The sequence below is a fragment of the Polaromonas sp. AER18D-145 genome (genome assembly GCF_002379095.1).
Classification (GTDB): domain Bacteria; phylum Pseudomonadota; class Gammaproteobacteria; order Burkholderiales; family Burkholderiaceae_C; genus Polaromonas.
The window spans coordinates 1-26223 of the sequence record NZ_NBZV01000019.1; the positions used below are offsets into that span (position 1 = coordinate 1).

A 26223-nucleotide genomic window follows, 5' to 3' on the forward strand; every position below is an offset into this window, starting at 1 on the left:
TGGCCCGCGTCGAACAGCACATCGAGGCGCTCGCCCGGCGCGAGAAAGGCTTCGCTCACCGTTTCCGGCCGTTCGATCAGGCCGCCATCGGTGCCGATGACGGTGAAGTCCAGCGCTGTCTTGCCCTTGACGAAGGCGAGCCGGTAGATGCGCGGTGTGACGGCCTGCGAGCTGCTGTCTACACCGTGGGTAGCGAGCCGCTTCAGGTTCGTGGCTGTTTTCTCCGGAAGCGCATCTAGAAGCGATTCCTGATGCCGCAGTCAGCCTTCGTTGAGAGGTGGCTGGCAGTGCGGGATAATCAACCAGTGGGGCACTGTGCCTGGTGGGGCTTTTGAACCTAGGCTTCGGCCCTCCACCTTCACGCCTACATCCAATACCGACGACAGAGATAGCTGCTTCAATGCCGCGCGATCGCGGCGGACTCTGATCGGCATCATTGCGCCTGGGCGAGCTCCCATGGCCTTTCGCGTGGACACGCTAGATGTTGATCTCGATTGCGGCGTACTTGCCGGCCACGGGCGCGATCACCTCCTGGCTATCGCTAGTCGAATGCTGGCCATCGATACATACCGATGGCTACTGGCTGGCTGATCCGCCTTCCAGGCGTCGTGAGATGGCCAATGCTGCTTCGGAATACCATTCAGAGAAGATGACCATCCCTCTGAGAAAACTCGTTAAAGCTCAATGAGCTAGTGCATTTCCGGCATGGTCAAAGTCGCTGCGGTCGCTCATTTACTCAAGAGACCCTCACGTTAGCCTGCTCTCGAAAGAAACGCATCCCCAGTTGAGGCTCGAACAAAGCCCTCGAACCTGGACTACCCAAAGTCATGGCAGCGGCGCAACAGGCGCCAGCGGCCGGTTCTCCAGTTCAGGTGCCGGCGGCAGGCCGGTGACTTTGAGAATTTCCTCCTGGCCCAGCGTCTCGTGCTCCAGCAGCGCGGCGACCAAGGCGTCGAGTTGCGGGCGATGCTGGGCCAGCAGGCGCCTGGCTTCGTCCTGGCATTCGTTGATGATGCGTTGCACCTCGCTGTCGATGCGCTGCGCCGTGGCTTCGCTGAAGGGCTTGTCACCTCCGAAGCTGCCGGTGATGCCCAGGTAGCGGTTCTCGCGCGGGGCCAGTTGCACCATGCCGAGCTCGTCGCTCATGCCCCAGCGCGTGACCATGTTGCGCGCGATCTGGCTCACCTGTTCGATGTCGCTTTCGGCACCGGTGGTGCGGGTGCCATAAACCAGCTCTTCGGCGGCGCGCCCGCCCAGCATGCCGACGATGCGGGCGCGCATGTAGGCCTCGGGATAGTTGTAGCGGTCGGTTTGCGGTCGCTGGTAGGTCACGCCCAGCGTCTGGCCGCGCGGCACGATGCTGACGCGCTGCACCGGGTCGGAGCCGGGCACGACCAGGCCCAGGATGGCGTGGCCGCTCTCGTGGTAGGCGATGCGCTGGCGGTCATCGGCACTCAGCAGCAGCGGCCGCTCCGGACCGAGCACGATTTTCTCCAGCGCGTCGAGGATGTCTTTTTGCGTCACGCTGTCCTGCCCGCGCCGCGCCGCCAGCAGCGCCGCCTCGTTGACGAGGTTCTTCAGGTCGGCGCCGGCCAGGCCCGGGGTGGAGGCCGCCACATCGGTCAGGTCCACATCGGCCGCCAGCGGCACCTTGCGCGTGTGCACCTTGAGGATGGCTTCGCGGCCGGTCTTGTCCGGCAGGTTGACAACGACGCGCCGGTCGAAGCGACCGGGCCGCAGCAGCGCGCGGTCCAGCACGTCGGGCTGGTTGGTGGCGGCCAGCACGATCACACCCTCCTGGCCCGAGAAGCCGTCCATCTCGGCGAGGACCTGGTTGAGCGTCTGCTCCTGCTCGCTCGCGCCGCCGATCGCAATCTGCCCACGCGCCCGGCCTATCGAGTCGATCTCGTCGATGAAGATGATCGCAGGCGCGTTCTCACGCGCCTGCCTGAACAGGTCGCGCACCCGCGCCGCGCCGACACCGACGATCATTTCGACAAACTCGGAGCCGCTCATAGAGAAGAAAGGCACGCCGGCCTCCCCGGCCACCGCCCGGGCCAGCAGCGTCTTGCCGGTGCCGGGTGCGCCCACCAGCAACACGCCCTTGGGCGCACTGCCGCCCAGGCGGGTGTATTTGGCGGGTGACTTCAGGAAATCGACAACCTCGACCAACTCGTTTTCAGCTTCGTCGATGCCGGCCACGTCGGCGAAGGTGACCTTGTTCGCCGTGTCCTGGTCGTAACGCCGCGCCTTGCTGCTGCCCAGGCCGAACAGTCCGCCGCCCATCAGGCCACCGCCACCCTTGGCGGCACGCCGGAACATCCAGACATAAAAGCCGATGATCAGCAGTGCCGGCCCGAAACCGTAGAGCAGTGTGGACAGGCCACCCACGGTCTGCAGCGGGATCGCGCTGATTTCGACCTTGTGCTCAATCAGGAAGTTTTCCAGCCCCGGGTCGACAAAAGCCGGCAGCGTGGTGTCGAAGTGGGTCACCGAACGCGGCTTGGCAGGCAGCGGGCCGGCTGGGCTGGCCGCCCCATCGGCCGGCGGCGGCGGCCAGGTGATGGGCGCCACGAAGCGGCCCTCGATGCTGACACCACGGCTGTAGATGGAGGCCACATTGCCTTTGGCCACCTGCTGGCGGAACTCGGTGTAGGGCACGGTGGCGGGAAGGTCGCCCCCCGGGAAAATCAGCCGCGCCAGCAGGTAGTTCGCTGCCAGCACGGCCAGCAGGATGAGCCAGGCCCGGCGCGGCGGGGTCGCGGGCGCCTGCGGCGGCGGGCCGGGTCGCTTGTTCTCGTTGGGACTTTTTACTTGTTGAGGGGGCCAACGCATGATCTCTCCTTGGATGAGCCGATCTTAGCCATGCTGGCACTCCCACCCAACAAGCACCAGCCGGGACGCTCCCGGCCCGCCTGCCCGCCGGCGCTACGCGCGCTCCGGCGTCAATGCGGTGCGCAGTTGCTCCATGGCCGCCACGCAATCGAGGACCACCACCTGAAGATGGGCGGCGGCATCGTCTGCTTGCAGCGCCGGGGATGGCGCGAGGCGCTCGCCCGCGGCTTTTCTGAGCCGCGACTGGACCGACTGGAACAGGATGTCCCAGTCCTCGAACGGAATCTGCAGACGGCACGCCGACCCCTGTCCAGCGGGTTCAGGTTCCTGTGGCAAGCCGGTGTCGCCCTGCGCCTGTAACTCCGTCGGTGGAGCGAGTGTGACGGGCGAAGGAGGAGGAGAAGGAGTAGCCTTGAACAGGAGATTGAGGTTGACGAAACCGAGCGCCTTGAGGGCTTTGTGCGCAAGATTTCGCATCTGTCTGGTGGGCAAGGAGGCTGTTCGCTTCATGCGGGAACCTGCGGAATTTGCTGCATAACGCTGCAGCGACGGTAAGGCGCTAATGCGACCGAGGCTCGGTACGCCATTGCCTTGGGTCGTTTATAGAAGTTTCAGAAAGGTCAGTCGGTCCGGTAGCGGACTTAGCCGGAAAAAAATGAATAAATATGTAGGACGTCACGCCGTCTGGATGGGCGGGAGGGAGGCAGTTGAGGGCATCACACGGCCGGCTTTGCTCCTAGCCGGCCATCTCCATCGGAAGCAAGCGGTCGTATTCGTCCTTGACAACCTGGTAACACTCGCAGGAACGCTGCTCCAGCCCCTTTCGGTCCAGCACCTTAATGCGGCCGCGGGCGTAGCTGATCAGCCCGGCCTCCTGCACCTTGAGCGCCGCTTCCGTGACGCCGACCCGGCGCACGCCGAGCATGTTGGCAATCAACTCCTGGGTCATCACAAGTTCGTTGCCAGGCAAGCGGTCCAGGCTCAGCAGCAACCACCGGCACAGCTGTTCGTCCAGGGAGTGGTGGCGGTTGCAGACGGCCGTTTGCGACATCTGCGTGATCAGCGCCTGGGTATAACGCAGCAGCAGATTCGTCACCGGCCCGGCCTTGTCAAACTCGTCCTTCATGAACTTTGCTTTCAGGCGATAACCCTTGCCGCCGCTTTGCACCACGGCACGGCTTGGCGTGGTGTTTCCGCCCATGAAGAGCGCGATGCCGACAATGCCCTCATTGCCGACCACCGCAATCTCGGCCGAGTCGCCATTTTTCATGACGTATAGCAGCGACACGATGGACGAGGTCGGAAAATAGACGTAGTGCTCGACTTTGCCGGATTCATAAAGCACCTCGCCAAGCGGCATCTCAAACAGTTCAAGATGCGGCAACCAGGCCTTGAGCTGCGCGTCGGGCAAGGCGGCGAGCAGACGATTGAGTTTTATTTCGCTCGAACTGGCCACCACAGCCTTCGCATGTGCGCTTGGCGAGGAAGAAGCCCGGAGCGGCTTTGTTTTGGGTGAAGGCATAAGCAATACAGAACCATGTGATGAGCCTGTCTTCTCAGCTTGCCGAGGTGGCAGCTGGACGGCCTCAGCTTTCAGCATACGGTGGTGACACCCGCTGGTCTGTGCGATGGCGAACGGCCGGGAATCGGCTCTTTTTGTAGGCGAATCGCCCGCCCAACAGCCACGCGCTTTCTAGGACTGTTTGCGCTCCATCAACTTCACCAGCGCCCACAACACCCGGTTCGCTGGCGTGGCCACGCCCAGCGCCTTGCCGCGTCTGACAATCAGCCCGTTGAGGTAGTCGATTTCGGTGGGCTTGCCGCGCGCCAGATCCTGCGCGGTCGATGAGAACTGACTGGGCATGCTGGCGGCGAGTTTGTCGACCGCCGCATACACGTCGCCGGCCACCTGCACCCCTTCGGCCCGGGCCACGGCCAGGCATTCGGCGACCACGTCGCGCATCAGGTCTTGCACACCCTCGCCGGCCACCGTCTGGCCGTAAGGCAGCTGGGTGATGGCCGAGACGGCGTTGTAGGCGCAGTTGAGGATCAGCTTGGCCCACAAGGCGCCGCGCACGTTGTCCGAGACCTCGGTGGGCACGCCGGCGGCAACCAGGGCCTGCGCCACGGCATCGCTGGCCTGGGACGGCTCGATCACCAGCTCGCCACGGCCATGGTGCTTGACGTGGCCGGGGCCGGCCATTTCGGTAGCGACGTAGACGACGGCGGCGGCCACGGCATGCTGCGGCAGCACCGTGCGCAGCCGGTCGGCGTTGTCCACGCCGTTTTGCAGGCACAGCACCAGCGCATCGGGCGCCAGATGCGGCCTTATCTGGGCGCCGGCGGCTTCGGTGTCGGTGGATTTGACGCAGAACAGCACCAGTTGGGCGCCCTGCACCGCGCCGGGCTCGCTGCTGGCGGCGAGGCGCACGTGCTCGTCGAAGCTCCTGGTTTCCAGGTGCAGGCCGTCGCGTGTGATGGCTTCCACATGGTGCGGCCGGGCAATCAGCACCACGTCGTGGCCGGCGCGCGCCAGCATGCCGCCGTAGTAGCAGCCGACAGCGCCTGCGCCCATGATGGCCACCGGGAGGGGGTTCGGGGAGAGGTGGACGTTTGTCATGGGTAAAGTTCAGAAGAGGGGCGCCCGGCCTTTTCGACAGGCGAAGGATCGGGCAGGCTCGGGGGAAATGGATGGCGCATTCCAGGAAAACTTCAACAAGTGTGCCGGAGAAACCGCCATCCGGCCCCTTCGCCCTGCCCGTGCGCTGCCTGCCGGCAGGTTATCCTGCCCGCATGTGTATGCAATTTCCAGACTGGCGGGTGAACAACCCGCAGCGTGCGGGTGAATGACGGCGTGGCAAATCGCGCTCTTCCTGCTGTGTGTGGCCCTGGCGACCTGCGCCCAGAACCTCAGCGGTTTTGCGTTCGCGCTGATTCTGCTGGGCCTGGCTGGCCTGCTGGAACTGGCGCCGCTGGCGGACCTGGCCAACGTGGCCACCGTGCTGGCGCTGGCCAACGCCCTGGTCGCCTTGCGTCGCTCGGGCCGCACGCTCGATGTGCCCGCTTTCCGCGACACCGCGATGGGCAGTGCCGTGGGCATTCTGGCGGGTGTGCTGCTGGTCGGCTGGCTCAGCACCAACGTCACGCTGGTTTTACGTGTGTTGCTGGGCCTGACGGTGCTGGCCTGCGCCATCGTGGTGCTGCTGCAGGCCGCGGCCCTGCGCGAACGCTCGTCCGCCGCCTCGTTTCGCACCTGGGGCGTGATCTCGGGCCTGCTGACCGGCCTTTTTTCGACCGGCGGGCCGCCGCTGGTCTACCACCTGTACCGTCAGCCCATGCCGCTGCGAACGGTGCGCGACACCCTGGTCGCGACGCTGGCGGCCAGTTCGCTGATGCGGCTGGCGATGGTCCTGGGCACCGGGCAGTTCAGCGCCAACGCGCTCAAGCTGTGCCTGCTTGCCGCGCCGCTGGTGTTCGGGCTAAGCTGGTGGCTGGAGCGGCACCCGCCCGGCTGGTCGCGACCCACGGTGCTCAAACTGGTCTGTGCGCTGTTGTTGCTGACGGGTGTCGGGCTGCTGGTTCCGGCGCTGCTGCAGATCGCCAGGACCGGCCTCTGAACCCCCATGGAATGCCTGAACCCATGAACTACTGGCTGATGAAATCCGAACCCGGGGAATGCTCGGTCGACGACGCACTGGCGGCCCCGAAAGCCACGGTGCCCTGGGTGGGCGTGCGCAACTACCAGGCGCGCAATTTCATGCGCGACGCCATGCGGGTCGGCGATGGCGTACTGTTCTACCACTCGAGCTGCGACCAGCCGGGCATCGTCGGCATCGCGCGCGTGGCCTCCACCGCCTCCCCCGACCCGACACAGTTCGACCCGGCCTCGCCGTATTACGACGCCAAGTCCAGCCCCGAAGCGCCGCGCTGGCTGCTGGTGGACGTGCAGGTGCTCAGGAAAATCCCCACCATCACCCTGCCCGCGCTGCGCGCCCGGCCCGAGCTGGCCGAGCTGCTGGTGCTCAAAAAGGGCAACCGCCTGTCCATCACGCCGGTGGAGCCGCGCCACTGGCAGGCCATCACGGGCAGCGGCGCGGAGGCCCCAGCTAAAAAGGTCAGGTCATGAAAACCATGGGACTGCTTCTGGGTGTGTTGCTGGTCGTGGCCGCGTTGCTGCTGGCGGCCAGGCAACTGGGGTTTTTCGCGGGCAAGCCGCCGCAAGACCTGGGCGTGCGGGATGGCCGCCTCAAGCCGCCCTCCCCCACACCGAACAGCGTGTCCAGCCAGGCCGGCGACTATGCCGACCACCCGCAGCGCAGGGAGGCCAACATCGCCCCCTTGCGCTACACCGGTGACGCCAAGGCGGCCCTGCGCCGCCTGGCCACCTTTCTGGAAACCACCCCCGGCTGCGTGCTGGTGACGCGGGAGCCGGCTTACCTGTATGCGCAGTGCCGCACCCGCTGGCTGAAGTTCACGGACGATGTGGAATTCTTCCTCGACGAAGCGGGAGGCGTGATTCAGGTGCGCTCCGCCAGCCGGCTGGGGAGCAAGGACTTTGGCGTCAACCGCGCACGCGTGGAGGCCTTGCGGGCACGCTTTGATCAAGCCCCAAGACCCTAGTCCGCTACCAAAACAATAGCTGATTGCGCCCGCCACTATTGGGCTGGAGGCACTTTCTTTTATGTGTCCAGGGCATCAACCCGCTGCCGGCCGGCGGTGGTGCGCAAAAAACGTCCACATCATCAGCGTGGCGTCGGGGCCTTCCGGCGCGCTGAAATCCACACTCGCATCGCCGCCGCTCCAGGCGTGGCCCAGGTGCTCGATCTCGCAGCTCACCAGATGGGGCTTTCTGCCGGCGTAGTACGTGGCGCTTTCGTAGGCGTGGCGCGGATGGCGCCCGGTGGCACGCGCCGGGTAGCGGCGCACCACCGGTTCCGGGCGGGTGATGGCCGCGGCGTTGAAGATCGTGAACTGCTCGGTCAACTGCGCCATGTTGATGCGCCGCACCACGGCATCGCGCGCGCCGTGGATGAGAATCGCCGGCATGCCGGGGAAGGCCGGCAGGGCCGCGGTGAAGGAACGCGCCGCCTCGCTGTGGGCCGCGCCGGCGCCGTGCTGCATGGCCCGGTAGGCGCTCATGGGCGAGTCGGTCGTGCCGAACACCGGCGCCGAGTGCAGGCCGAGGGCGGCCACCAGGCCGGGGTAGCGCAGCGCCAGGATGTTGGCCAGCCCGGCGCCCGCGGACAGGCCCGCCACATAGGTGCGCGTCGGATCCAGCCCGTGTTTGACCTGCACATGGGCCATCATTTCTGCAATCAGCCTGACGTCGCCCTGCCCCTCCTGGGTGGCACGTTGGTACCAGTGCCAGCAACGGTGTGCGTCGGCCGTGGCCGACTGGTGCGGGTAGAGCACGGCAAAACCCTTGCGTTCGGCGAGCTGGTTCATGCGCGTGGCAATCGCAAAGTCGGTGGCGGTTTGCTGGCAGCCATGCAGCATGACCACCAGCGGCCGCGGCGCCGGGCTGGCTGCGGCCGGCAGGTAAAGCCAGTACAACATGCGCCGCGCGGGCGCAAGCTGGCCGGCGGCCGGCACGGAAAAATAGGCCTTTTGCCAGGTTCCGGGCAGGCCGGACACGGCGCGTGCCGGTGGCGCGGCGGGTTTGCGCAGGGCTTTCACCGCCTTGGGCCTGGGCAGCTTGACGGGTTTGGCGCGGCGCACCGGACTGGCGGCAACCGCGGGCACCAGGCTCTGGAACAGCCTGCGGCCCTGCGCCTGCTGGACCTTGCCCATGCGGCGCATGCTTTTGAGCCAGAGGCTGCTCAGGCTTTTGGCCATCGTGCTCCGCATAGGCTTGAATTAGTTAGCATGCATTCATTTTGCTGCATTGCAGCAAACGCGTCCACGCCATCGACTGCCGTTTGTGTGGTCCTTCACGCCGCGTGTCTGTCAGGATGCTGACGTGGCGCAAGTGGCCCCGCCCCAGCCCTTGGTACGATGGCAAGTTCCGCGTTGCCTGCGGCCTTGTTTTCGCACGCTTTTTTCTCATCTCTGCCTGCCATGCCTGATTTCCTGACCGCCGCCCTCTATAAATTTATCGATCTTCCCGACTTTGCCGACCTGCAGGCGCCCCTGCAGGCCTTTTGCGAGGCCCAGGACGTACGCGGCACGCTGCTGCTGGCCCGGGAAGGCATCAACGGCACGATTGCCGGGCCGGAAGCCGGCGTGCGTGCGGTGCTGGCCTATTTGCGCCGTGATCCGCGCCTGGCCGACCTGCCGCACAAGGAATCCTGGGCGCAGAAGCTGCCGTTTTACCGGATGAAGGTGCGCCTGAAGCGCGAAATCGTCACCCTCGGTGTGCCCGGCATCAACCCGAACGAGATGGCCGGCGAATACGTGAAGCCGCAGGACTGGAACGCCCTGATTGCCGACCCTGACGTGGTGGTGGTGGACACCCGCAACGACTACGAGTTCGGCATAGGCACGTTCGAGCGCGCGCTCAATCCCAAAACCCGGAGTTTTTCGGAACTGCCCGCCTGGGTGGAAGCGCAGTCCGCGCCGGGCGGACTGCTGGCCGCCAAAGACGGCAAGAAGCCCAGGGTGGCGATGTTTTGCACCGGCGGCATACGCTGCGAAAAATCCACCGCCTTCATGCGCACCCAGGGTTTTGACGAGGTCTACCATCTCGAAGGCGGCATCCTCAAGTACCTGGAAACCGTGCCCGAGACCGACAGCCTGTGGCAGGGCGAATGTTTTGTCTTCGACGAACGTGTCTCGGTGGTGCACGGCCTGGCCACCGGCCACTACGGCCTGTGCCGCGCCTGCCGCGACCCGATCAGCGAGGCCGACATGGCCTCGCCACTGTACGTGCCCGGCGTCAGCTGCCCGGCCTGCCACGACAAGAAAACCGACGAACAAAAGCGCGGCTTCATCGAGCGCCAGCGCCAGGTCGACTATGCGAACCGCCGGCGCCAGCCGCACATAGGCGCAAAACTGCCGTCGTCGGCCGCCGGGGACAGCGAAGGCGCCTGATGGGCGCCCTGCCCGCTCTGCCCGTCCTCTACTCGTTTCGCCGCTGCCCGTATGCGATGCGCGCGCGGCTGGCCCTCAGCGTCAGCGGCCAGGCGCATGAACTGCGCGAAGTCGTACTCAGGAACAAACCCGCCGACCTGCTGGCCGCCTCGCCCAAGGGCACGGTGCCGGTGCTGATGCTTCCTGGCGGCGAGGTGCTGGACGAAAGCCTGGACATCATGCGCTGGGCGCTGGCCCGCCACGACCCGGCGCAGTGGCTGGCGCCGCCGGGCGCGTCGTCCGATGAAATGGTAGCGCTGATTGCTGCCAACGACGGCGACTTCAAGCGCCACCTGGACCGCTACAAATACCCGAACCGTTATGCCGACGAGTCCGGCGGTGATGCGGCCGGTTTTGCGCTCAAGCATCGCACGGAAGCGGCGCACTGGCTGGCGCAACTCGACATGTGTCTGGCTGGCGGCTGGCTGCTGGGCACCCAGGCCAGCCTGGTCGACATGGCCCTGCTGCCTTTTGTGCGCCAGTTCGCCCACACCGATGCCGACTGGTTCGCCGCGCAACCGTGGCCGCGCCTGCAGGGCTGGCTGGCGGCGTTCGAGGCCAGCGACTTGTATGCGGGCGTGATGCAAAAACATGCGCCATGGCAGACGGTCGCTGTCGCGTAGCGGTGATACCGGTTCACCTTTTCTTTCGGGCTTGCATGAAGATTCATGCATAAAATCGGCCTCTGGCCCTTTAGGGACAAGCGCAAGCAGCTATCAATAAAGAAGCAAAACCACCTCTTCTGAGCGCACCAACTCACACCTCCGGCGCCACCATCTCCGCATACTCGTACAGCGCCCCCAGCACCTCTTCACCGCGCTCGTCCGCCGTTTCCGACAGCACATCAAGCGCGGCCAGAAACGCATCCACATTGCGCGCCCCGCCCTCGCCTTCGAGCAGCCGCGCGGTGCGGTGCGCCTCCCAGCGCTCGGCGTCTTCCGGCGAGAGCGTTTCGGCGAAATTGCGCGCGCGGTAGCGAAACACCAGCTCTTCGAGCCGGTCGTCGTCGAAACCGGTGCGGCTGTGCGCGAGTTCGGCCGGCGGCAAGGCGCGCAGCTGGTTCAGGCGGCGCCGGTCGTCGTTGTTGATGAAGCCGCCGTACAGGTCTTCGTCCACGTCGGGAATGCCCTCTTTGGGCCGCGCAAAGACTTCGGGCCAGATCGCGCTCATGTCGGGCAGGCCGGCGGCTTTTTCGGCGTTGCGCAGCGCGGCCTCGAGGTCCACGCCCCACCGGGCCGCCATCTCCGGGCTCAGGGTGGCCAGCTTGCGCACCACCATGGGCGACTTGTTCAGGTGCACCGACTTGATCGGCAGGCGCAGCACGCCTTCCGGCAGATCGGCGCTTTTGCTGAACAGGCGCTGGCGCAGGGTCGCCACGTCGAGCAGCGGCAACTCGCCGGGGTCCTGCGCCAGGTCCCAGGCCAGCAGCTCGTTTTTGTTGGCGGGGTGCATGGTCAGCGGCCACATGACGGCCAGGCAGCCGCGCTCGGGCGGGAACATGCCCGATACATGCAGAAACGGCTGCGCCGTCTGCGGGCTGGTGGGCAGGCCGAGTTCGGCGGCCACCCGGTCTTTCTTGTGCAGCCCCAGGCAGAAGTCGAACAGCTTGGGCTGGGCCGTGCGGATCAGGCGGGCCAGCGCAATCGTGGCGCGCACGTCTGACAGCGCGTCATGCGCCGCCTCGTGCATCAGGCCATTGGCACGCGCCAGGTCTTCGAGCTTGAAGCTGGGACGCAATGCACCGGCCTCGCCGGGGCGACGTTCATCGGGTTTCATCGGCCACTGGATGCCTTCGGGCCGCAGCGCATAAGCCATGCGCACCACGTCGAGCAGGTCCCAGCGGCCGCAGCCGTTTTGCCACTCGCGCGCATAGGGATCGATCAGGTTGCGCCAGAACAGGTGGCGCGTGACCTCGTCGTCGAACCGGATGGTGTTGTAGCCCACGCCAATGGTGCCGGGCTCGGCCAGCACGGCCTCGATGCGCTCGGCGAATGCATGTTCGGGCAGGCCGCGCTCCAGGCACAGCTGCGGCGTGATGCCGGTGAGCAGGCAGGAGGACGGGTCGGGCAGGTAGTCGCGCGCTGGCTGGCAGTAAATCATCAGCGGCTCGCCGATCTCGTTGAGTTCGGCGTCGGTGCGTATGCCGGCAAACTGCGCCGGCCGGTCGCGGCGCGTGTTCAGGCCGAAGGTTTCGTAGTCGTGCCAGAGGAAGGTGTGCGTCGCCATCGGTCGGGGCCTGTCAGCCAGGGTTATGCATAAAAAGTGCCTCCAGCCCATACAGTACGGACGCAAGCAGCTATGTTTTCAGGAGCAATTCAAGCGGCCAAAGAAAAAGTCCCGCAGCGTGATGCTACCGGCCTTTTGGGCTCTTCCAGGCTCTTTCGAACCGTCACGTCATTTTTCGGCGGCCCCACAGCAGTTCGTCGGCTCATGCGCGGCAGATCGTGTCCTGGCTCGCAGGAACCCGGCGGCCATCCCGTCGCCCGCCTCGCGCGCCAGAAATCCCGCCCGTGGCAGCGTGCCCGGACGGGGCGCCGCGCACCACCGTGAACCTTGCGATACATCAAGCGGGCAACGGCCCGCCAGTCCTGATAATTGCGGGTGTTCCGAGCAAATGCCGGCCATGAACCCCGAACGACGCAGGTTTCACGGACGGGAGTCTCCAAAGGAAACATCATGGAAAAAACCTGGGTTCTGGTCGCCAATGCCGAGCGTGCACGCTGCTTCCAGCGTGATGCCACCCACCACACCCTCACCGAGCTGAACGACTTTGTGCATCCGCATGCCAGCCTCGCCGGCGAGGCCCAGGGCGGCGCCCTGACGGGCGCGGCGGGCAAGGGCCACGGGCGCACCGGGCACGCCGGCACGCAGTTCGAGCCGCACACACCAGCCCAGGCCAAGGAACGTGACAGCTTTGCACGCCAGCTCGCCGATTACCTCAACGAGGCGGTGGCCGCGAAGCGCTGCAACGGGCTGGTGCTGATTGCCTCCAGCCCCATGCTGGGTGAGCTCCGACCCTGTTTGAGCAGTGCCGCTCAGAAGGTGGTGCAGAGCGCCGTTGTGAGCGACCTGACCCGCTACCAGGGCCCTGAGTTGAAAAAACGTGTCGATGACGCCTTGCGACTGCCCGATTGAAAGACAGGGACGAGGGACGGGGCGTTTTTTTCAACGAAAAAAGGAGTACAGCATACTGAAAATCCTGATTGCCGTGGATGGCTCCGGGCATGTTGACCGGGCGGTGGACGCCGTCGGCAACATGGTCCTGGGCTCGGTGGCCCAGCGCGTGATCCATCAGTCACCGGTCCCCGTGCTGCGGGTCAAATAAGCGCCCGCCTGGGCGCGTCGCCGCCGGGTACCAAGCGTGGAGCCCGATAGGCCCATGAAACAGGCCTTTTGCCCAATAAAAACGGGCACAGGCAGCTATTATTTCAGGAGCAAATAAAAAAGGCCGGTGGCATGACGCCACCGGCCTTTTGCTGCTTGCCCGATGTTTTCTCAGTCGGCCGTCGCCTCTTCGGCCTCCGGCTTGGCCCGGCCTTCCTTCTTGGGCAGCGGCTGGATGTCGAGCACGACCTCGCCGTTTTCCACGCCTTTTTCGTCGGTGGTCACCTTCATGTCCACCGTCAGGCGCCCGCCGTCGACCAGGCGGCCGAACAGCAGTTCGTCGGCCAGCGCACGACGGATCGTGTCCTGGATCAGGCGTTGCATCGGCCGTGCGCCCATCAGCGGATCGAAGCCCTTCTTGGCCAGGTACTTGCGCAGCGTGTCGGTGAAGGTGACGTCAACCTTCTTCTCGGCCAGTTGCGTCTCGAGCTGCAGCAGGAACTTGTCGACCACACGCAGGATGACGGTTTCGTCGAGCGCCTTGAAGCTCACGACCGCGTCAAGGCGGTTGCGGAACTCGGGCGTGAACAGGCGCTTGATGTCGGCCATCTCGTCGCCCGCCTCGCGCGGGTTCGTGAAGCCGATGGTCGCCTTGTTCATGGTCTCGGCGCCGGCATTGGTCGTCATGACAATGATCACATTGCGGAAATCAGCCTTGCGCCCGTTGTTGTCCGTCAGCGTGCCATGGTCCATGACCTGCAGCAGCACGTTGAAGATATCCGGGTGCGCTTTTTCGATCTCGTCGAGCAGCAGCACGCAATGCGGCTTCTTGGTCACGGCCTCGGTCAGCAGGCCACCCTGGTCAAAACCGACGTAACCCGGAGGCGCGCCGATCAGCCGGCTCACCGCATGGCGTTCCATGTACTCGGACATGTCGAAGCGGATCAGCTCGATGCCCATGATGTAGGCCAGCTGCTTGGCCGCTTCCGTCTTGCCCACGCCGGTGGGGCCGGAGAACAGGAAGGAACCGATCGGCTTGTCATCCTTGCCCAGGCCGGAACGCGCCATCTTGACGGCAGACGCGAGCACGTCGAGGGCCTTGTCCTGGCCGAACACCACGCTTTTCAGGTCGCGCTCGAGTGTCTTGAGCTTGCCGCGGTCGTCGTTGGACACATTGGCGGGTGGAATACGCGCGATCTTGGCCACAATCTCTTCGACCTCGGCCTTGGTGATGATCTTCTTGCGCTTGGACGCTGGCAGAATGCGCTGGGCCGCACCCGCTTCGTCAATCACGTCGATCGCTTTGTCAGGCAAATGGCGGTCGTTGATGTATTTGGCGCTGAGCTCGGCCGCAGCCTGCAGAGCTGCCACCGCGTATTTAACGCTGTGATGCTCTTCAAACCGGGATTTGAGACCCTTGAGGATGTCCACCGTTTCCTGAACCGTCGGCTCAACCACGTCGACCTTCTGGAACCGCCGTGAGAGGGCCGCGTCTTTTTCGAAAATGCCGCGGTACTCGGTGAAGGTCGTAGCGCCTATGCACTTGAGCTGACCCGAGCTGAGCGCGGGCTTGAGCAGGTTGGACGCATCCAGCGTGCCGCCCGAAGCCGCACCGGCCCCGATCAGGGTGTGGATCTCGTCGATGAACAAGATGCCGTTGGGCTTGTCTTTCAGCGCTTTCAGCACGCCTTTGAGGCGCTGCTCGAAGTCACCACGGTACTTGGTGCCGGCCAGTAAAGCGCCCATATCGAGCGAATAGACCTGCGCCTCGCCCAGGATGTCCGGCACGTCTTTTTGCGTGATGCGCCACGCCAGGCCCTCGGCGATGGCCGTCTTGCCCACGCCGGCTTCACCGACCAGCAGCGGGTTGTTCTTGCGGCGGCGGCACAGGATCTGGATCACACGCTCGACCTCGTAGTGGCGGCCGATCAGCGGATCGATCTTGCCTTCCTTGGCGAGCTGGTTCAGGTTCTGGGTGTACTGCTCCAACGGCGAGGCTTTCTCGTTCTTCTCGCCGCCTTCTTCGTTCTCGGCAGCGCTCTCGCCGGCCTTGGTCGGCTCGGGCGGATCGCTCTTCTTGATGCCGTGCGCGATGAAGTTCACGACGTCCAGGCGCGTGACGCCCTGCTGGTGCAGGTAATACACCGCGTGCGAGTCTTTTTCGCCGAAGATGGCGACCAGCACGTTGGCGCCGGTGACTTCCTTCTTGCCGTTGCCGGTGGACTGCACATGCATGATGGCGCGCTGGATCACACGCTGGAAACCCAGCGTGGGCTGCGTGTCCACGTCGTCGCTGCCGGCGACCTGCGGCGTGTTGTCCTTGATGAAGTTGGCCAGCGACTTGCGCAGGTCATCGATATTGGCGGAGCAGGCGCGCAGCACCTCGGCGGCGCTGGGGTTGTCGAGCAAGGCAAGCAGCAGGTGCTCCACGGTGATGAACTCGTGGCGCTGCTGGCGGGCCTCAACAAAGGCCATGTGCAAGCTGACTTCTAGTTCCTGGGCAATCATTGCTTTTCCTTTCGGCTTGCTGCTGGGATATCTGATGGGATCATTGTGTAACTCTTCAAGCCGATATGGGCTGTTTTTTCAATTATTCAATGGGCTCGCACACACACTGCAGCGGATGGCCATTCTTTCGCGCCGCTTCCGTGACCTGGTCGACCTTGGTCGACGCGACATCCTTGGAAAACACGCCACACACGCCTTTGCCGTCGAGGTGGATCTTCAGCATGATCTGCGTGGCCGTTTCCCTGTCCTTATTGAAAAATTCCTGGATCACCACGACGACAAACTCCATCGGGGTGTAGTCATCGTTGAGCAGCACGACCTGGTACATCTGCGGCGGCTCGGTCTTTTGCGGACGGCGCTCAAGCACGACCGCATCCCCGCCGTTGGCATCCTCGGGCTTGAAGGCCGGTGCCTTGGGTGGTGCGGGAGTTTTGGGAGGTTTGCTGACCATGGAAATCATTCTAGCGACCGGAATTGTCCAGTGCGCCTGACAGGGAAATTGGTGGCGGGAACGCGACAATCAAGCGCGCGCAATTGACTTCTGGCCTGCCGGTTCAAAAGCCAAAAAAAAAAGCCGCCCAGCCTGAGCCGCGGCGGCTTTGCAGCATATTCTGCCTGGTTTCCCGGCCACGCAGCCCCTGGCTGGCGCGGCGGGCTGCCAGGCAGCCTGCTTTTTTACATGTGGTCGATCATGACCTGGCCGAAACCGGAGCAGCTGACCTGGGTTGCGCCATCCATCAGGCGGGCGAAGTCGTAGGTGACTTTTTTGGACTCGATCGACTTTTCCATCGAACTGATGATCAGGTCAGCGGCTTCCGTCCAGCCCATGTGACGCAGCATCATTTCGGCCGACAGGATTTCGGAACCGGGGTTTACGTAGTCCTTGCCGGCGTATTTTGGCGCCGTGCCGTGGGTGGCCTCGAACATCGCAATGGTGTCGCTGAGGTTGGCGCCGGGCGCAATGCCGATGCCGCCGACCTGGGCCGCGAGCGCGTCGGAGACATAGTCGCCGTTCAGGTTCAGCGTGGCGATCACCGAGTATTCGGCCGGGCGCAGCAGGATCTGCTGCAGGAAAGCGTCGGCAATCGAGTCCTTGACGGTGATTTCCTTGCCGGTTTTCGGATTCTTGAACTTCATCCACGGGCCGCCGTCGATCAGCTCGGCGCCGAACTCCCTGGCCGCCAGGGCGTAGGCCCAGTCACGAAAGCCTCCCTCGGTGAACTTCATGATGTTGCCCTTGTGGACAATCGTCAGGCTGGGCTTGTCGTTGTCAATGGTGTACTGCAGGGCCTTGCGCACCAGGCGCTCGGTGCCCTCCCTGGACACAGGCTTGATGCCGATGCCCGAGGTGTTGGGGAAGCGGATTTTCTTGACGCCCATCTCGTCCTGCAGGAACTTGATGAGTTTTTTGGCCTTGTCGGACTCGGCCTCGAATTCGATGCCGGCGTAAATGTCTTCCGAGTTCTCGCGGAAGATCACCATGTTGGTCTTGTGCGGCTCTTTCACCGGTGAGGGCACGCCCTTGAAGTACTGGATGGGTCGCAGGCAGACATACAGGTCCAGTTCCTGGCGCAGCGCGACGTTGAGCGAGCGGATGCCGCCGCCAACCGGCGTGGTCAGCGGACCCTTGATGGAGACCACATAGTCCTTGACCGCAGCCAGGGTTTCTTCCGGCAGCCAGACGTCGGGACCGTAGACCTTGGTCGACTTTTCACCGGCGTAGACTTCCATCCAGTGGATTTTTTTCTTGCCGCCGTAGGCCTTGGCCACGGCCGCGTCGACCACCTTGAGCATGACCGGCGTGATGTCCGCGCCCGTGCCATCGCCTTCAATGAACGGAATGATCGGCTCGTCCGGAACATTCAGTGAATTGTCGGCATTGACCGTGATTTTCTGACCCTGGGCGGGCACCTTGATGTGCTGGTACATGTGAACAAGTCTCCGGTACGCGCCAGAAATTGCAGTGATCGACTGCCGGGCGCTGTTTAGGTGATAACCCGCAAATTTTAGCCCCAAATCTTCCCTCGACAGATTTAACGGCCTGCGTGTCAACCGTTTCCAAACGGGCCTCGTTACATTCAGGTCCACGAGTTTTTCGGGGGACCTGGTTCAAAAACTTATTTAGGAAAACTCCAAATGAACAAGATTCTTGCTGCCCTGATTTCCGGTCTGTTTGCTGCAGGCGCTTTTGCCGCTTCCCACGCTGGCGCTCCTATGGCCGCTAAGCCTGCCACCCCTGCGACCGCTGCCGCACCGGCTACTGCTGCCGCACCGGCTACACCAGCGACCGCTGCAACGCCAGCCGTACCTGCTGCCAAGGTTGATGCCAAGGCCGCCAAGGCTGAAAAAGCTGCTGCTGCCAAAAAAGCCAAAGCTGAAAAAGCTGCCGCTGCAAAAGCTGCCAAAGCTGAAAAAGCCGCTGCCGCCAAGAAAGCCAAAGAAGACAAAGCTGCTGCCGCCAAGAAGTAATTCTTCGCGCCTGTCTGAAATGCCCGCTTTGCGGGCATTTTTTATGGCGGTCGTTTATGCTGACCGTCTGACCTCTTTCCGGTGAACCCTTATGTCCTTCCTGTCCGATGTCCCGAAGCCGTCCCTGCGCGGCCTGAAGCTCGCACTTTCCTGCCTGGTGTTGACCACCGGATGCGCGCTGGCCCAAGGAACGCCGCAAACAAACCTGCCGCGGGCCAAACTGTCGGCAGGCATGCACCAGATTGATGCGCAACTGGCGCTGACGCCCGAGCAACGGCAAATCGGCCTGATGTTTCGCCGGGAGATGCCGCAAACCGAAGGCATGCTGTTTGTCTTCGAACAGCCTGCCCAACAGTGTTTCTGGATGAAAAACACCCTGCTGCCGCTGACCGCAGCATTTGTCGCCGACGACGGAACCATCGTGAACCTCGCCGACATGAAACCGCAGACGACAGACTCGCACTGTTCGGAAAAACCAGTGCGTTACGTGCTGGAGATGAACGTCGGCTGGTTTGCCAAAAAAGGCATCAAGGCCGGCAGCAAATTGGCGGGACCGGTGTTCGCGCCGCCTCGCTGACCAGGCGTACGCCGCGCCATTGGCGGCACCATGAAAAAAGCCGACGTGAAGTCGGCTTTTTTGTGCGCTGGTCAAGGCGTCAAGTTTGTTTACGCCTGGAAAGACGCCAGTGCCGCGTTCAGGGTCTTGCTCGGCCGCATCACGGCGTCGAGCTTGTCGAAGTCAGGCTTGTAATAACCGCCAATATCCACCGCTTTGCCCTGCACGGACTGCAGTTCGGCGACGATGGCCTGCTCGTTGGTCGTCAGTTCCTTGGCCAGCGGAGCAAAGCGGGTAGCCAAGGCCGCGTCTTCGGTCTGTGCGGCCAGTTCCTGCGCCCAGTACATGGCCAGGTAGAACTGGCTGCCGCGGTTGTCCAGCTGACCGGTCTTCGGCGACGGATTTTTGTTGTTGTCGAGAAGCTTGCCAGTGGCGGCATCCAGCGTTTTGGCCAGAATCTTTGCCTGGGCGTTGCCAGTCTTTAGCCCCAAGTCCTCCAGCGACACCGCCAGGGCCAGGAATTCGCCCAGTGAGTCCCAGCGCAGGTGGTTTTCTTCCACCAGTTGCTGAACATGCTTGGGTGCGGACCCGCCGGCGCCGGTTTCATACATGCCGCCGCCGGCCATCAGAGGCACGATGGACAACATCTTCGCGCTGGTGCCCAGCTCCATGATGGGGAACAGGTCGGTCAGATAGTCACGCAGGATGTTTCCGGTGGCGCTGATGGTGTCCAAGCCACGCACAACGCGCTCCAGCGTGTAGCGCATGGCACGCACCTGGCTCATGATCTGAATGTCCAGACCCGCCGTGTCGTGCTCGTGCAGGTACATCTTGACCTTGGTGATCATCTGCGCTTCGTGCGGGCGGTAGGAATCGAGCCAGAACACCACCGGCATGCCGGAGTTGCGCGCGCGGGTCACAGCCAGCTTCACCCAGTCACGGATCGCGGCGTCCTTGACCTGGCACATGCGCCAGATGTCGCCAGCTTCAACATTCTGGCTCAGCAGCACCTCGCCGGTGGACAGGTCGGTGATGTTCGCCACGCCGTCTTCGGCGATCTCGAAGGTTTTATCGTGCGAGCCGTATTCCTCGGCCTGCTGGGCCATCAGTCCCACATTGGGCACCGTGCCCATGGTCTTGGGATCGAAGGCACCGTGCCACTTGCAGAAATTGATGATCTCCTGGTAGATGCGGGCGAAGGTCGATTCGGGCATCACGGCCTTGACGTCCTTCAGTCGGCCGTCGGCGCCCCACATCTTGCCGCCGTTGCGGATGGCCGCGGGCATGGATGCGTCCACGATGATGTCGTTGGGCGAATGGAAGTTGGTGATGCCCTTGGCCGAATCGACCATGGCCAGCTCGGGGCGGCCTTCGTGGCAGGCGTGCAGGTCGCGCTTGATCTCGTCCTGCTTGCTCTGCGGCAGCGTGCCGATCTTGTTGTACAGGTCGACCATGCCGTTGTTGACGTTAACACCCAGCTCCTCAAACAGTTTGGCGTGTTTTTCGAACGCTTCCTTGTAGAAGATCTTCACGCAGTGGCCAAACACAATGGGGTGCGACACCTTCATCATGGTCGCCTTCACGTGCAGGGAGAACATCACGCCGGTCTTGTGCGCGTCCTCGATTTCCTTCTCGTAGAACTCCACCAGCGCCTTCTTGCTCATGAACATCGAGTCGATGATTTCGCGGTCCAGCAGCGCGACCTTCGGCTTGAGTACGATGGTCTTGCCGCTCTTGGCGATCAGCTCCATCTTGACTTCGCGCGCGCGGTCCAGTGTGATGGACTTTTCTCCGTGGTAGAAGTCGCCGGCGTGCATATGCGAGACGTGCGAGCGCGAGGCCTGGCTCCAGTCGGCCATGCTGTGCGGGTTCTTGCGCGCGTATTCCTTGACGGCCTTGGGCGCGCGGCGGTCCGAATTGCCTTCGCGCAACACCGGGTTCACGGCGCTGCCGGTGCACTTGTTGTAGCGCGCACGGATGTCCTTGTCCTCGTCGGTCTTGGGGGCTTCCGGGTAGTCCGGGATCTTGTAGCCCTTGCCCTGCAACTCCTTGATCGCGTCCTTGAGCTGAGCCACCGACGCGCTGATGTTGGGCAGCTTGATGATGTTGGCTTCGGGTCTGAACGTGAGCCTGCCCAGCTCTGACAGGTTGTCCGCAACCCGTTGTTCCTCGGTCAGGCATTCCGGAAATTGCCCCAGAATCCGGCCAGCCACCGAGATGTCGCTGGTGGTCACCTTGATTCCGACCGGCGCGGTGAAAGTGCGCACGATGGGCAGGAAGGCGCTGGTCGCCAGCAGCGGGGCCTCGTCGGTCAGGGTGTAGATGATGGTGGGTTGCTCGGTGCTCATCGCTTATCTCCAGAAATTGTTATGGGAACGCCACCGGCTGCGGCACAGCCCGGAGGTCACGATCGGATGTTGTCAGACGTTCCTTGGGGGAATCTGACCCAAGCTGCATTTTATGCAACGCGATATCACAATGCGAAATTGCAGGTGGTTGCAGCAACTTTTTTCCACACAGCCGAAAAAAACCGGCGCCGCCAGGTCAAAAAACCGTCTGCGGCGCACCCGATGCGGATGTCCCGCGAAGGCATGACGCCAACCGTGCGAGCGCAGGCCCTGCTGACGGCCGTCAAACAAAAGGGCTCGAAGATCAAATCTTCGAGCCCTTTGTATTTCCAGCCAGTGCATCAAGCAGCCCAGGCAGGTTTAAAACTGGCTTGTTCTACGCGGGCCCCTTTTCCAGAGGAACACAGGGAACAGCCCAATGGATGTCAGGCGAAGTTCTTGGCTGCAAAGTCCCAGTTCACCAGCTTGTCGAGGAAAGTCTCGACAAACTTGGGACGCTGGTTGCGATAGTCGATGTAATAGGCGTGTTCCCACACGTCCACCGTCAGCAGCGCCTTGTCGGCGGTGGTCAGCGGTGTGCCGGCCGGGCCGGTGTTGACGATGTCAACCGAGCCATCGGCCTTTTTCACCAGCCAGGTCCAGCCTGAACCGAAGTTGCCGACGGCCGACTTCACGAACGCTTCCTTGAAAGCCGCGTAGGAACCGAACTTGGCATTGATGGCCGCGGCCAGCGCACCGCTTGGCTCGCCGCCGCCGGCCGGCTTCATGCAGTCCCAGAAGAAGGTGTGGTTCCAGATCTGGGCTGCGTTGTTGTATACGCCGCCACTGGATTTCTTGATGATCTCTTCGAGCGTCATGGCCTCGAACTCGGTGCCTTTTTGCAGGTTGTTGAGGTTGACCACATAGGCGTTGTGATGCTTGCCATGGTGGTACTCAAACGTCTCCTGGCTGTAGTGGGGTGCCAGCGCGTCGATGGCGTACGGGAGTGGGGGGAGTTTGTGTTCCATGTTTTTTTCCTCGTGAGGTGTTGTTGATAAAACCGGTTTCGACGGTCATTGTAAAAACTAAATCAGCCGCGGCGCTGAAACGGTCAAATCGACCGCGCCGTCGGCAAGGGTAGCGCGCAACGCCTGGCCAGGATGGGTGGCGCGGGCACTGGTGACAGCCTGCCCCTGCAGGTCGGCCAGCCAGGCATAACCGCGCTGCAGCACGAGCTTGGGGTCGAGCGGCGCCAGCCTGAGCTGCGCCCGCTCAAGCCGCCGTTGCTGCTGCGCCAGCGCGCCCGCCATGGCCTGCGGGAAAGCCAGCGCCAGTCCCTGGAGACGGCTGTTCTCCCGCTGCACGCCCGACTGCAGCGCATGCCGCAGGCGCTGGGTCTGGCCGGCCAGCCGGGCCTGCTGGCGGGTGACCAGATGGGACGGCCGGCTCACGCGGGACGCGGCCCAGTCGAGCCGCTGGTTCTGGGCCTGCAGTTGCCGCTCCACGCCGTCCTGCATGCGCCCCTGGGCCAGGTCCAGCGCGCCGAGCCAGACACTTTGCGGCTGGGCGCACATTTCGGCCGCCGCGGTGGGGGTGGGCGCGCGCAGGTCAGCGCAAAAATCGGCAATTGTGAAATCCGTCTCGTGGCCGACGCCGCACACCACGGGCACCGGCGAAGCCACGATCAGGCGCGCCAGCTGCTCGTCATTGAAGGCCCACAGGTCTTCCATGGCCCCGCCGCCGCGCACCAGCAGCAGCACGTCCACCTCCGCGCGTTCGCTGGCCTTGCGCAGGGCCTGGCGCAACTCCTCGGGGGCCTGGGCACCCTGCACACTGGCCGGGTAAATCACCACCGGAATATGCGGCGCGCGGCGCTGCAAGGCCGTCACCACGTCATGCAAGGCGGCTGCGCCGAGTGAGGTCACCACGCCGATGGCGCGCGGCAGCAGCGGCAGGGGCCGCTTGCGGCCGGGCTCGAACAGGCCCTCGGCCTCCAGCCTGGCCTTGAGTAACAGGAATTGTTCGAACAGGTTGCCCTGCCCGGCTTGCCGCATGGACTCGACCACCATCTGCAGCTCGCCGCGCGGCTCGTAGACGCCGAGCCGGCCACGCACTTCGACCAGCTGGCCGTCGCGTGGCGAAAAATCCAGCAGGCCGGCGGCTCGCCGGAACATGGCGCAGCGGATCTGGCCCTGCTCGTCTTTCAGGGAAAAGTAACTGTGCCCACTGGCGGCCCGCGAAAACCCGCTGACCTCCCCTTGCACGGCCACCGGGTTGAAACGTGCCTCCAGACTGTCGGCGATCGCGCGCAGCAGGGAACCCACGGGCCAGACCCGTCCCCCCGGCGAAGCTCTCTCGGGCGCCCCCGCAGACTCAAACACGGGCAAACCCCTCGATAAGACGGGGGTAATACTCCACAGAGCCGCATGACAGCGGGGTCAAACCCCTGGTTTGCCGGGGAGGCCTCGATAAATTCGTGTAACTCATTGATTTAGAAGAACTATATTCTGCTTATTTTTTCATCGTTCTGTTACAGGGCCCATTTGGCGCGGCTTGGCGGCCCCCCGCCGGCTACTTGCTAACAAAGTTATCCACAAGATCTGTGAGTTAGGTCCTACAACCCTACGCCTTGGGAAAAGGCCGCGGGCACACAACGCTGCGTCCGGGTCACGCCCCTGGCTGGGCCATAATCCACAGCAACTATTTGCCGGGAGACGTTTACTTGTTTTCGATCATACAAGCCGCAGGCTGGCCCATCTGGCCCCTCGTTGCCTGCTCCATACTGGCCCTGGCCCTGGTCATCGAGCGTTTTGTCAGCCTTAAAACCGGAAAAATTGCCCCGCCCAGGTTGCTGGACGAAGCCATCACCGTGTCGCGCGGCACGGTTCCCGCCCCCGACGTGGTTTCGCACCTCGAGCAGAACTCCCTGCTCGGTCAGGTGCTGGCCAGCGGTTTTCGTGCGCTCAACACCAACCCGCGCATCAGCGAGGACGATCTGCGCTCCACCCTCGAAGGTGCGGGCCGGCGCGCTGCCCACACGCTGGAGCGTTACCTCGCGGCGCTGGCCACCATCGCCTCGGCCGCCCCGCTGCTGGGCCTGCTCGGCACGGTGATCGGCATGATCGAGATTTTCGGCTCGCAGGCCGGCAGCGGCGGCGTGGCCAATGCCGCGGGCGGCAACCCCGCGCAACTGGCACAGGGCATCTCGATTGCGTTGTACAACACCGCCTTCGGCCTCATCGTGGCGATTCCATCGCTGATTTTCTGGCGTTATTTCCGCGCCCGGGTGGACGGTTACCTGCTCACGATGGAGATTGCCTCCGAGCGTTTTGTGCGCCACCTGAACACCCTGCGCAAATGATGAACAGGGCCCCCACGCTCGTCGCTTCGCGTACGTCGCTGTCCCCCGGGGGGGCGCATTTTTTCTTGGGGCGGCCCGGCGAAAAAACATCGGCCCCCACGCGGAGGCCATCATGAATTTCCGCAGAAGCTCCCGCGATGAACCCGAGATTAACCTGATTCCGTTCATCGACGTGCTGCTGGTCGTGCTGATCTTCCTCATGCTGTCGACCACCTACAGCAAGTTCACCGAACTGCAGATCAAGCTGCCGGTGGCCGACGCCGACCAGCAGCGCGATTACCCCAAGGAAGTGATCGTGGCCGTCAGCAGCGACGGCCACTACATGGTCAGCAAGGTGCCTGTTCCCGGCCGCAGCATCGAGGCGCTGAGTGCCGCCATCAGCGCGGCGGCCAAGGCCGGCAAGGACAGCGTGATCATCATCAGCGCCGATGCCAGCGCCACGCACCAGTCGGTCATCACCGTGATGGAAGCGGCCCGGCGCAGCGGCTTGAGCCAAATCACCTTTGCCACCCAGAGCGCGGCGCAGGCCGGCGCCCGGTAAAGTGGCAACCCGGCTGCAGCAGGCCTGGCTGCGGCGCGGCATGCTCGCCCGCCTGCTCTGGCCGCTGTCCTGGCTGTACGGCCTGCTGGCCGAGTTGCGCCGGCTGGCGTTCCGGGCCGGCTACTTCAGATCTGAACGCCTGCCCGTGCCGGTGCTGGTGGTGGGCAACGTGGTGGCGGGCGGAGCCGGCAAGACCCCGGCGGTGATTGCCCTGGTGCAGCACCTGCAGGCCCGCGGTCTGCAGGTCGGGGTGGTGTCGCGCGGCTACGGGCGTACCAGCCCGCATTGCCTGGAGGTGTTGCCGGGCACCCCCATCGAAGCGTCGGGCGACGAGCCGGCCCTTATACAGCGGGCGACAGGCGCTCCTGTTTTTGTAGCACCCCGGCGCGCCGAGGCCGCGCGTGCGCTGCTCGCTGCCCATCGCCCGACACAGCTGATCGTCTGCGACGACGGCCTTCAGCACTACGCGCTGCAGCGTGATGTTGAGATTGCGGTGTTCGACGAGCGCGGCGTCGGCAACGGCTGGCTGCTGCCGGCCGGCCCCTTGCGCGAGCCGTGGCCGGAGCGCCTGCGACGCGGCGTGCGCGCCGGCGGGCGCGGCATTGACCTGGTGCTGCACACCGGCGAACACGCCGCCTTTACGGGTTCTTCGGATTTTGGCTCGACGCGGCGCCTGGCCGACCACGCGCTGCGCGCCGACGGCAGCCGCGTGGCACTGGAGAGCCTGGCCGGCCAGCCGCTGCTGGCGCTGGCCGGCATCGCCAAACCCGAGGCGTTTTTTGCCATGCTCCGCGCCCGCGGCCTGGTGCTGGCCGAAACCCGGGCATTGTCTGACCACTACACTTTTGATAGCTACCCGCGCCCGCAGGACAAGGGTTACACCGTTATTTGCACTGAAAAAGACGCGGTCAAGCTGTTTCCCCGGCAAGCGGATGTGCTGGCCGTGCCGCTGGAGTTTTCACCCGAACCGGCCTTTTTCACGGCGCTCGACGCCTTGCTGGCCCCCCTGCTTTCTCCATTACCATCCACCCATGGACACCAAACTGCTTGAACTGCTGGTCTGCCCCGTGACCAAGGGCCCGCTCGATTACGACCGTGAAAAACAGGAGCTGATCTCGCGCAGCGCACGTCTGGCCTACCCCATCCGCGACGGCCTGCCGGTGATGCTCGAGAGCGAAGCGCGCACCCTCACAGACGAGGAACTCGGGCTGTGACCCTGGATGCTTGCGACGAG

26 protein-coding genes are annotated in these 26223 nt (G+C 63.9%); 14 read left to right on the forward strand and 12 right to left on the reverse strand.

What is annotated here, in order from left to right; genetic code table 11:
- A partial coding sequence (locus B7G52_RS23635; protein WP_170954749.1) for a hypothetical protein occupies window positions 1-239 on the forward strand: 239 nt, incomplete at its 5' end.
- 586 nt (window positions 240-825) lie between these two features.
- On the opposite strand, the gene ftsH is transcribed toward B7G52_RS23635, so the two are convergent.
- The 4 genes from ftsH to B7G52_RS11250 form a co-directional block, all read right to left on the reverse strand.
- Window positions 826-2835 carry an ATP-dependent zinc metalloprotease FtsH gene (ftsH, locus tag B7G52_RS11235; protein ID WP_096697691.1) on the reverse strand — a complete coding sequence of 670 codons (2010 nt, stop codon included), beginning with the start codon at window positions 2833-2835 and terminating at the stop codon, window positions 826-828.
- A 93-nt stretch (window positions 2836-2928) separates the two neighbouring features.
- Window positions 2929-3327: a hypothetical protein gene (locus B7G52_RS11240; protein WP_170954750.1), complete on the reverse strand. Its 399-nt coding sequence runs from the start codon at window positions 3325-3327 to the stop codon at window positions 2929-2931.
- Window positions 3328-3571: 244 nt separating this feature from the next.
- On the reverse strand, window positions 3572-4291 hold the full coding sequence (locus tag B7G52_RS11245; RefSeq protein WP_240523406.1) for a Crp/Fnr family transcriptional regulator: 720 nt from the start codon (window positions 4289-4291) through the stop codon (window positions 3572-3574).
- Window positions 4292-4528: 237 nt separating this feature from the next.
- Window positions 4529-5455, reverse strand: coding sequence for a ketopantoate reductase family protein (locus B7G52_RS11250; protein ID WP_096697694.1), 927 nt, complete (start codon window positions 5453-5455; stop codon window positions 4529-4531).
- 226 nt (window positions 5456-5681) lie between these two features.
- On the opposite strand from B7G52_RS11250, the gene B7G52_RS11255 reads away from it, so the two are divergent.
- From B7G52_RS11255 to B7G52_RS11265, 3 genes are read left to right on the forward strand one after another with little or no spacing between them, the layout of a single operon-like run.
- Window positions 5682-6452, forward strand: a complete 771-nt coding sequence (locus tag B7G52_RS11255) for a TSUP family transporter (protein WP_096697695.1) — start codon at window positions 5682-5684, stop codon at window positions 6450-6452.
- A gap of 11 nt (window positions 6453-6463) precedes the next feature.
- Entirely contained in the window at window positions 6464-6961 is a 498-nt protein-coding gene (locus B7G52_RS11260) for an EVE domain-containing protein (RefSeq protein ID WP_096697696.1), read from the forward strand.
- Complete coding sequence (locus B7G52_RS11265; RefSeq protein WP_096697697.1) at window positions 6958-7455, forward strand: DUF1499 domain-containing protein; 498 nt, start codon at window positions 6958-6960, stop codon at window positions 7453-7455. Before B7G52_RS11260 ends, B7G52_RS11265 begins: the two co-directional genes overlap by 4 nt.
- A gap of 75 nt (window positions 7456-7530) precedes the next feature.
- Here B7G52_RS11265 and B7G52_RS11270 read toward each other — a convergent pair whose 3' ends face one another.
- Window positions 7531-8670 carry a PHB depolymerase family esterase gene (locus B7G52_RS11270; RefSeq protein ID WP_096697750.1) on the reverse strand — a complete coding sequence of 380 codons (1140 nt, stop codon included), beginning with the start codon at window positions 8668-8670 and terminating at the stop codon, window positions 7531-7533.
- Between the two features lie 222 nt (window positions 8671-8892).
- Between B7G52_RS11270 and B7G52_RS11275 the strand changes: the two genes are divergently transcribed.
- The gene (locus tag B7G52_RS11275; protein WP_096697751.1) at window positions 8893-9864 is read left to right on the forward strand and encodes a rhodanese-related sulfurtransferase; all 972 of its coding nucleotides are present in this window, start codon (window positions 8893-8895) and stop codon (window positions 9862-9864) included.
- The gene (locus tag B7G52_RS11280; RefSeq protein ID WP_096697698.1) at window positions 9864-10526 is read left to right on the forward strand and encodes a glutathione S-transferase; all 663 of its coding nucleotides are present in this window, start codon (window positions 9864-9866) and stop codon (window positions 10524-10526) included. The genes B7G52_RS11275 and B7G52_RS11280 overlap by 1 nt, the downstream gene beginning before the upstream one ends.
- Window positions 10527-10659: 133 nt before the next feature.
- On the opposite strand, the gene sbcB is transcribed toward B7G52_RS11280, so the two are convergent.
- Window positions 10660-12129: an exodeoxyribonuclease I gene (sbcB, locus tag B7G52_RS11285; RefSeq protein ID WP_096697699.1), complete on the reverse strand. Its 1470-nt coding sequence runs from the start codon at window positions 12127-12129 to the stop codon at window positions 10660-10662.
- Between the two features lie 450 nt (window positions 12130-12579).
- Between sbcB and B7G52_RS11290 the strand changes: the two genes are divergently transcribed.
- Both B7G52_RS11290 and B7G52_RS23305 read left to right on the forward strand, forming a co-directional pair.
- A complete protein-coding gene (locus B7G52_RS11290) occupies window positions 12580-13038 on the forward strand; it encodes a host attachment protein (RefSeq protein WP_096697700.1) in 459 nt (152 codons plus the stop codon).
- Between the two features lie 73 nt (window positions 13039-13111).
- A complete protein-coding gene (locus B7G52_RS23305; protein WP_240523407.1) occupies window positions 13112-13228 on the forward strand; it encodes a universal stress protein in 117 nt (38 codons plus the stop codon).
- A gap of 170 nt (window positions 13229-13398) precedes the next feature.
- Here the strand turns inward: B7G52_RS23305 and clpA are convergent, their stop codons facing one another.
- The 3 genes from clpA to icd all read right to left on the reverse strand — a co-directional run bounded on the left by clpA (window position 13399) and on the right by icd (window position 17664).
- Window positions 13399-15735, reverse strand: coding sequence for an ATP-dependent Clp protease ATP-binding subunit ClpA (gene clpA, locus B7G52_RS11295; protein WP_096697701.1), 2337 nt, complete (start codon window positions 15733-15735; stop codon window positions 13399-13401).
- Window positions 15736-15817: 82 nt separating this feature from the next.
- Entirely contained in the window at window positions 15818-16186 is a 369-nt protein-coding gene (gene clpS / locus B7G52_RS11300; protein ID WP_170954751.1) for an ATP-dependent Clp protease adapter ClpS, read from the reverse strand.
- Window positions 16187-16410: 224 nt separating this feature from the next.
- A complete protein-coding gene (gene icd / locus B7G52_RS11305; protein WP_096662319.1) occupies window positions 16411-17664 on the reverse strand; it encodes an NADP-dependent isocitrate dehydrogenase in 1254 nt (417 codons plus the stop codon).
- Between the two features lie 207 nt (window positions 17665-17871).
- On the opposite strand from icd, the gene B7G52_RS11310 reads away from it, so the two are divergent.
- Window positions 17872-18204 (forward strand): cell envelope biogenesis protein TolA, encoded by a 333-nt coding sequence (locus tag B7G52_RS11310; protein ID WP_096697703.1) that lies wholly within the window; start codon window positions 17872-17874, stop codon window positions 18202-18204.
- Between the two features lie 91 nt (window positions 18205-18295).
- Window positions 18296-18781, forward strand: coding sequence for a DUF192 domain-containing protein (locus B7G52_RS11315; RefSeq protein WP_096697704.1), 486 nt, complete (start codon window positions 18296-18298; stop codon window positions 18779-18781).
- A gap of 89 nt (window positions 18782-18870) precedes the next feature.
- Here B7G52_RS11315 and B7G52_RS11320 read toward each other — a convergent pair whose 3' ends face one another.
- The 3 genes from B7G52_RS11320 to xseA all read right to left on the reverse strand — a co-directional run bounded on the left by B7G52_RS11320 (window position 18871) and on the right by xseA (window position 23468).
- A complete protein-coding gene (locus tag B7G52_RS11320) occupies window positions 18871-21108 on the reverse strand; it encodes an NADP-dependent isocitrate dehydrogenase (protein WP_096697705.1) in 2238 nt (745 codons plus the stop codon).
- A 425-nt stretch (window positions 21109-21533) separates the two neighbouring features.
- A complete protein-coding gene (locus B7G52_RS24070) occupies window positions 21534-22115 on the reverse strand; it encodes a superoxide dismutase (RefSeq protein WP_096662315.1) in 582 nt (193 codons plus the stop codon).
- A 57-nt stretch (window positions 22116-22172) separates the two neighbouring features.
- Window positions 22173-23468: an exodeoxyribonuclease VII large subunit gene (gene xseA / locus B7G52_RS11325; protein ID WP_240523408.1), complete on the reverse strand. Its 1296-nt coding sequence runs from the start codon at window positions 23466-23468 to the stop codon at window positions 22173-22175.
- Window positions 23469-23809: 341 nt separating this feature from the next.
- On the opposite strand from xseA, the gene B7G52_RS11330 reads away from it, so the two are divergent.
- The 4 genes from B7G52_RS11330 (at window position 23810) to B7G52_RS11345 (ending at window position 26203) form a co-directional block, all read left to right on the forward strand.
- Window positions 23810-24448: a MotA/TolQ/ExbB proton channel family protein gene (locus tag B7G52_RS11330; RefSeq protein WP_096697706.1), complete on the forward strand. Its 639-nt coding sequence runs from the start codon at window positions 23810-23812 to the stop codon at window positions 24446-24448.
- A 112-nt stretch (window positions 24449-24560) separates the two neighbouring features.
- Window positions 24561-24989 carry a biopolymer transporter ExbD gene (locus B7G52_RS11335; protein ID WP_096697707.1) on the forward strand — a complete coding sequence of 143 codons (429 nt, stop codon included), beginning with the start codon at window positions 24561-24563 and terminating at the stop codon, window positions 24987-24989.
- Between the two features lie 40 nt (window positions 24990-25029).
- Window positions 25030-26040 carry a tetraacyldisaccharide 4'-kinase gene (gene lpxK, locus B7G52_RS11340; RefSeq protein ID WP_170954753.1) on the forward strand — a complete coding sequence of 337 codons (1011 nt, stop codon included), beginning with the start codon at window positions 25030-25032 and terminating at the stop codon, window positions 26038-26040.
- A complete protein-coding gene (locus B7G52_RS11345; protein WP_096662311.1) occupies window positions 26021-26203 on the forward strand; it encodes a Trm112 family protein in 183 nt (60 codons plus the stop codon). The genes lpxK and B7G52_RS11345 overlap by 20 nt, the downstream gene beginning before the upstream one ends.
- Window positions 26204-26223 lie beyond the last annotated feature (20 nt).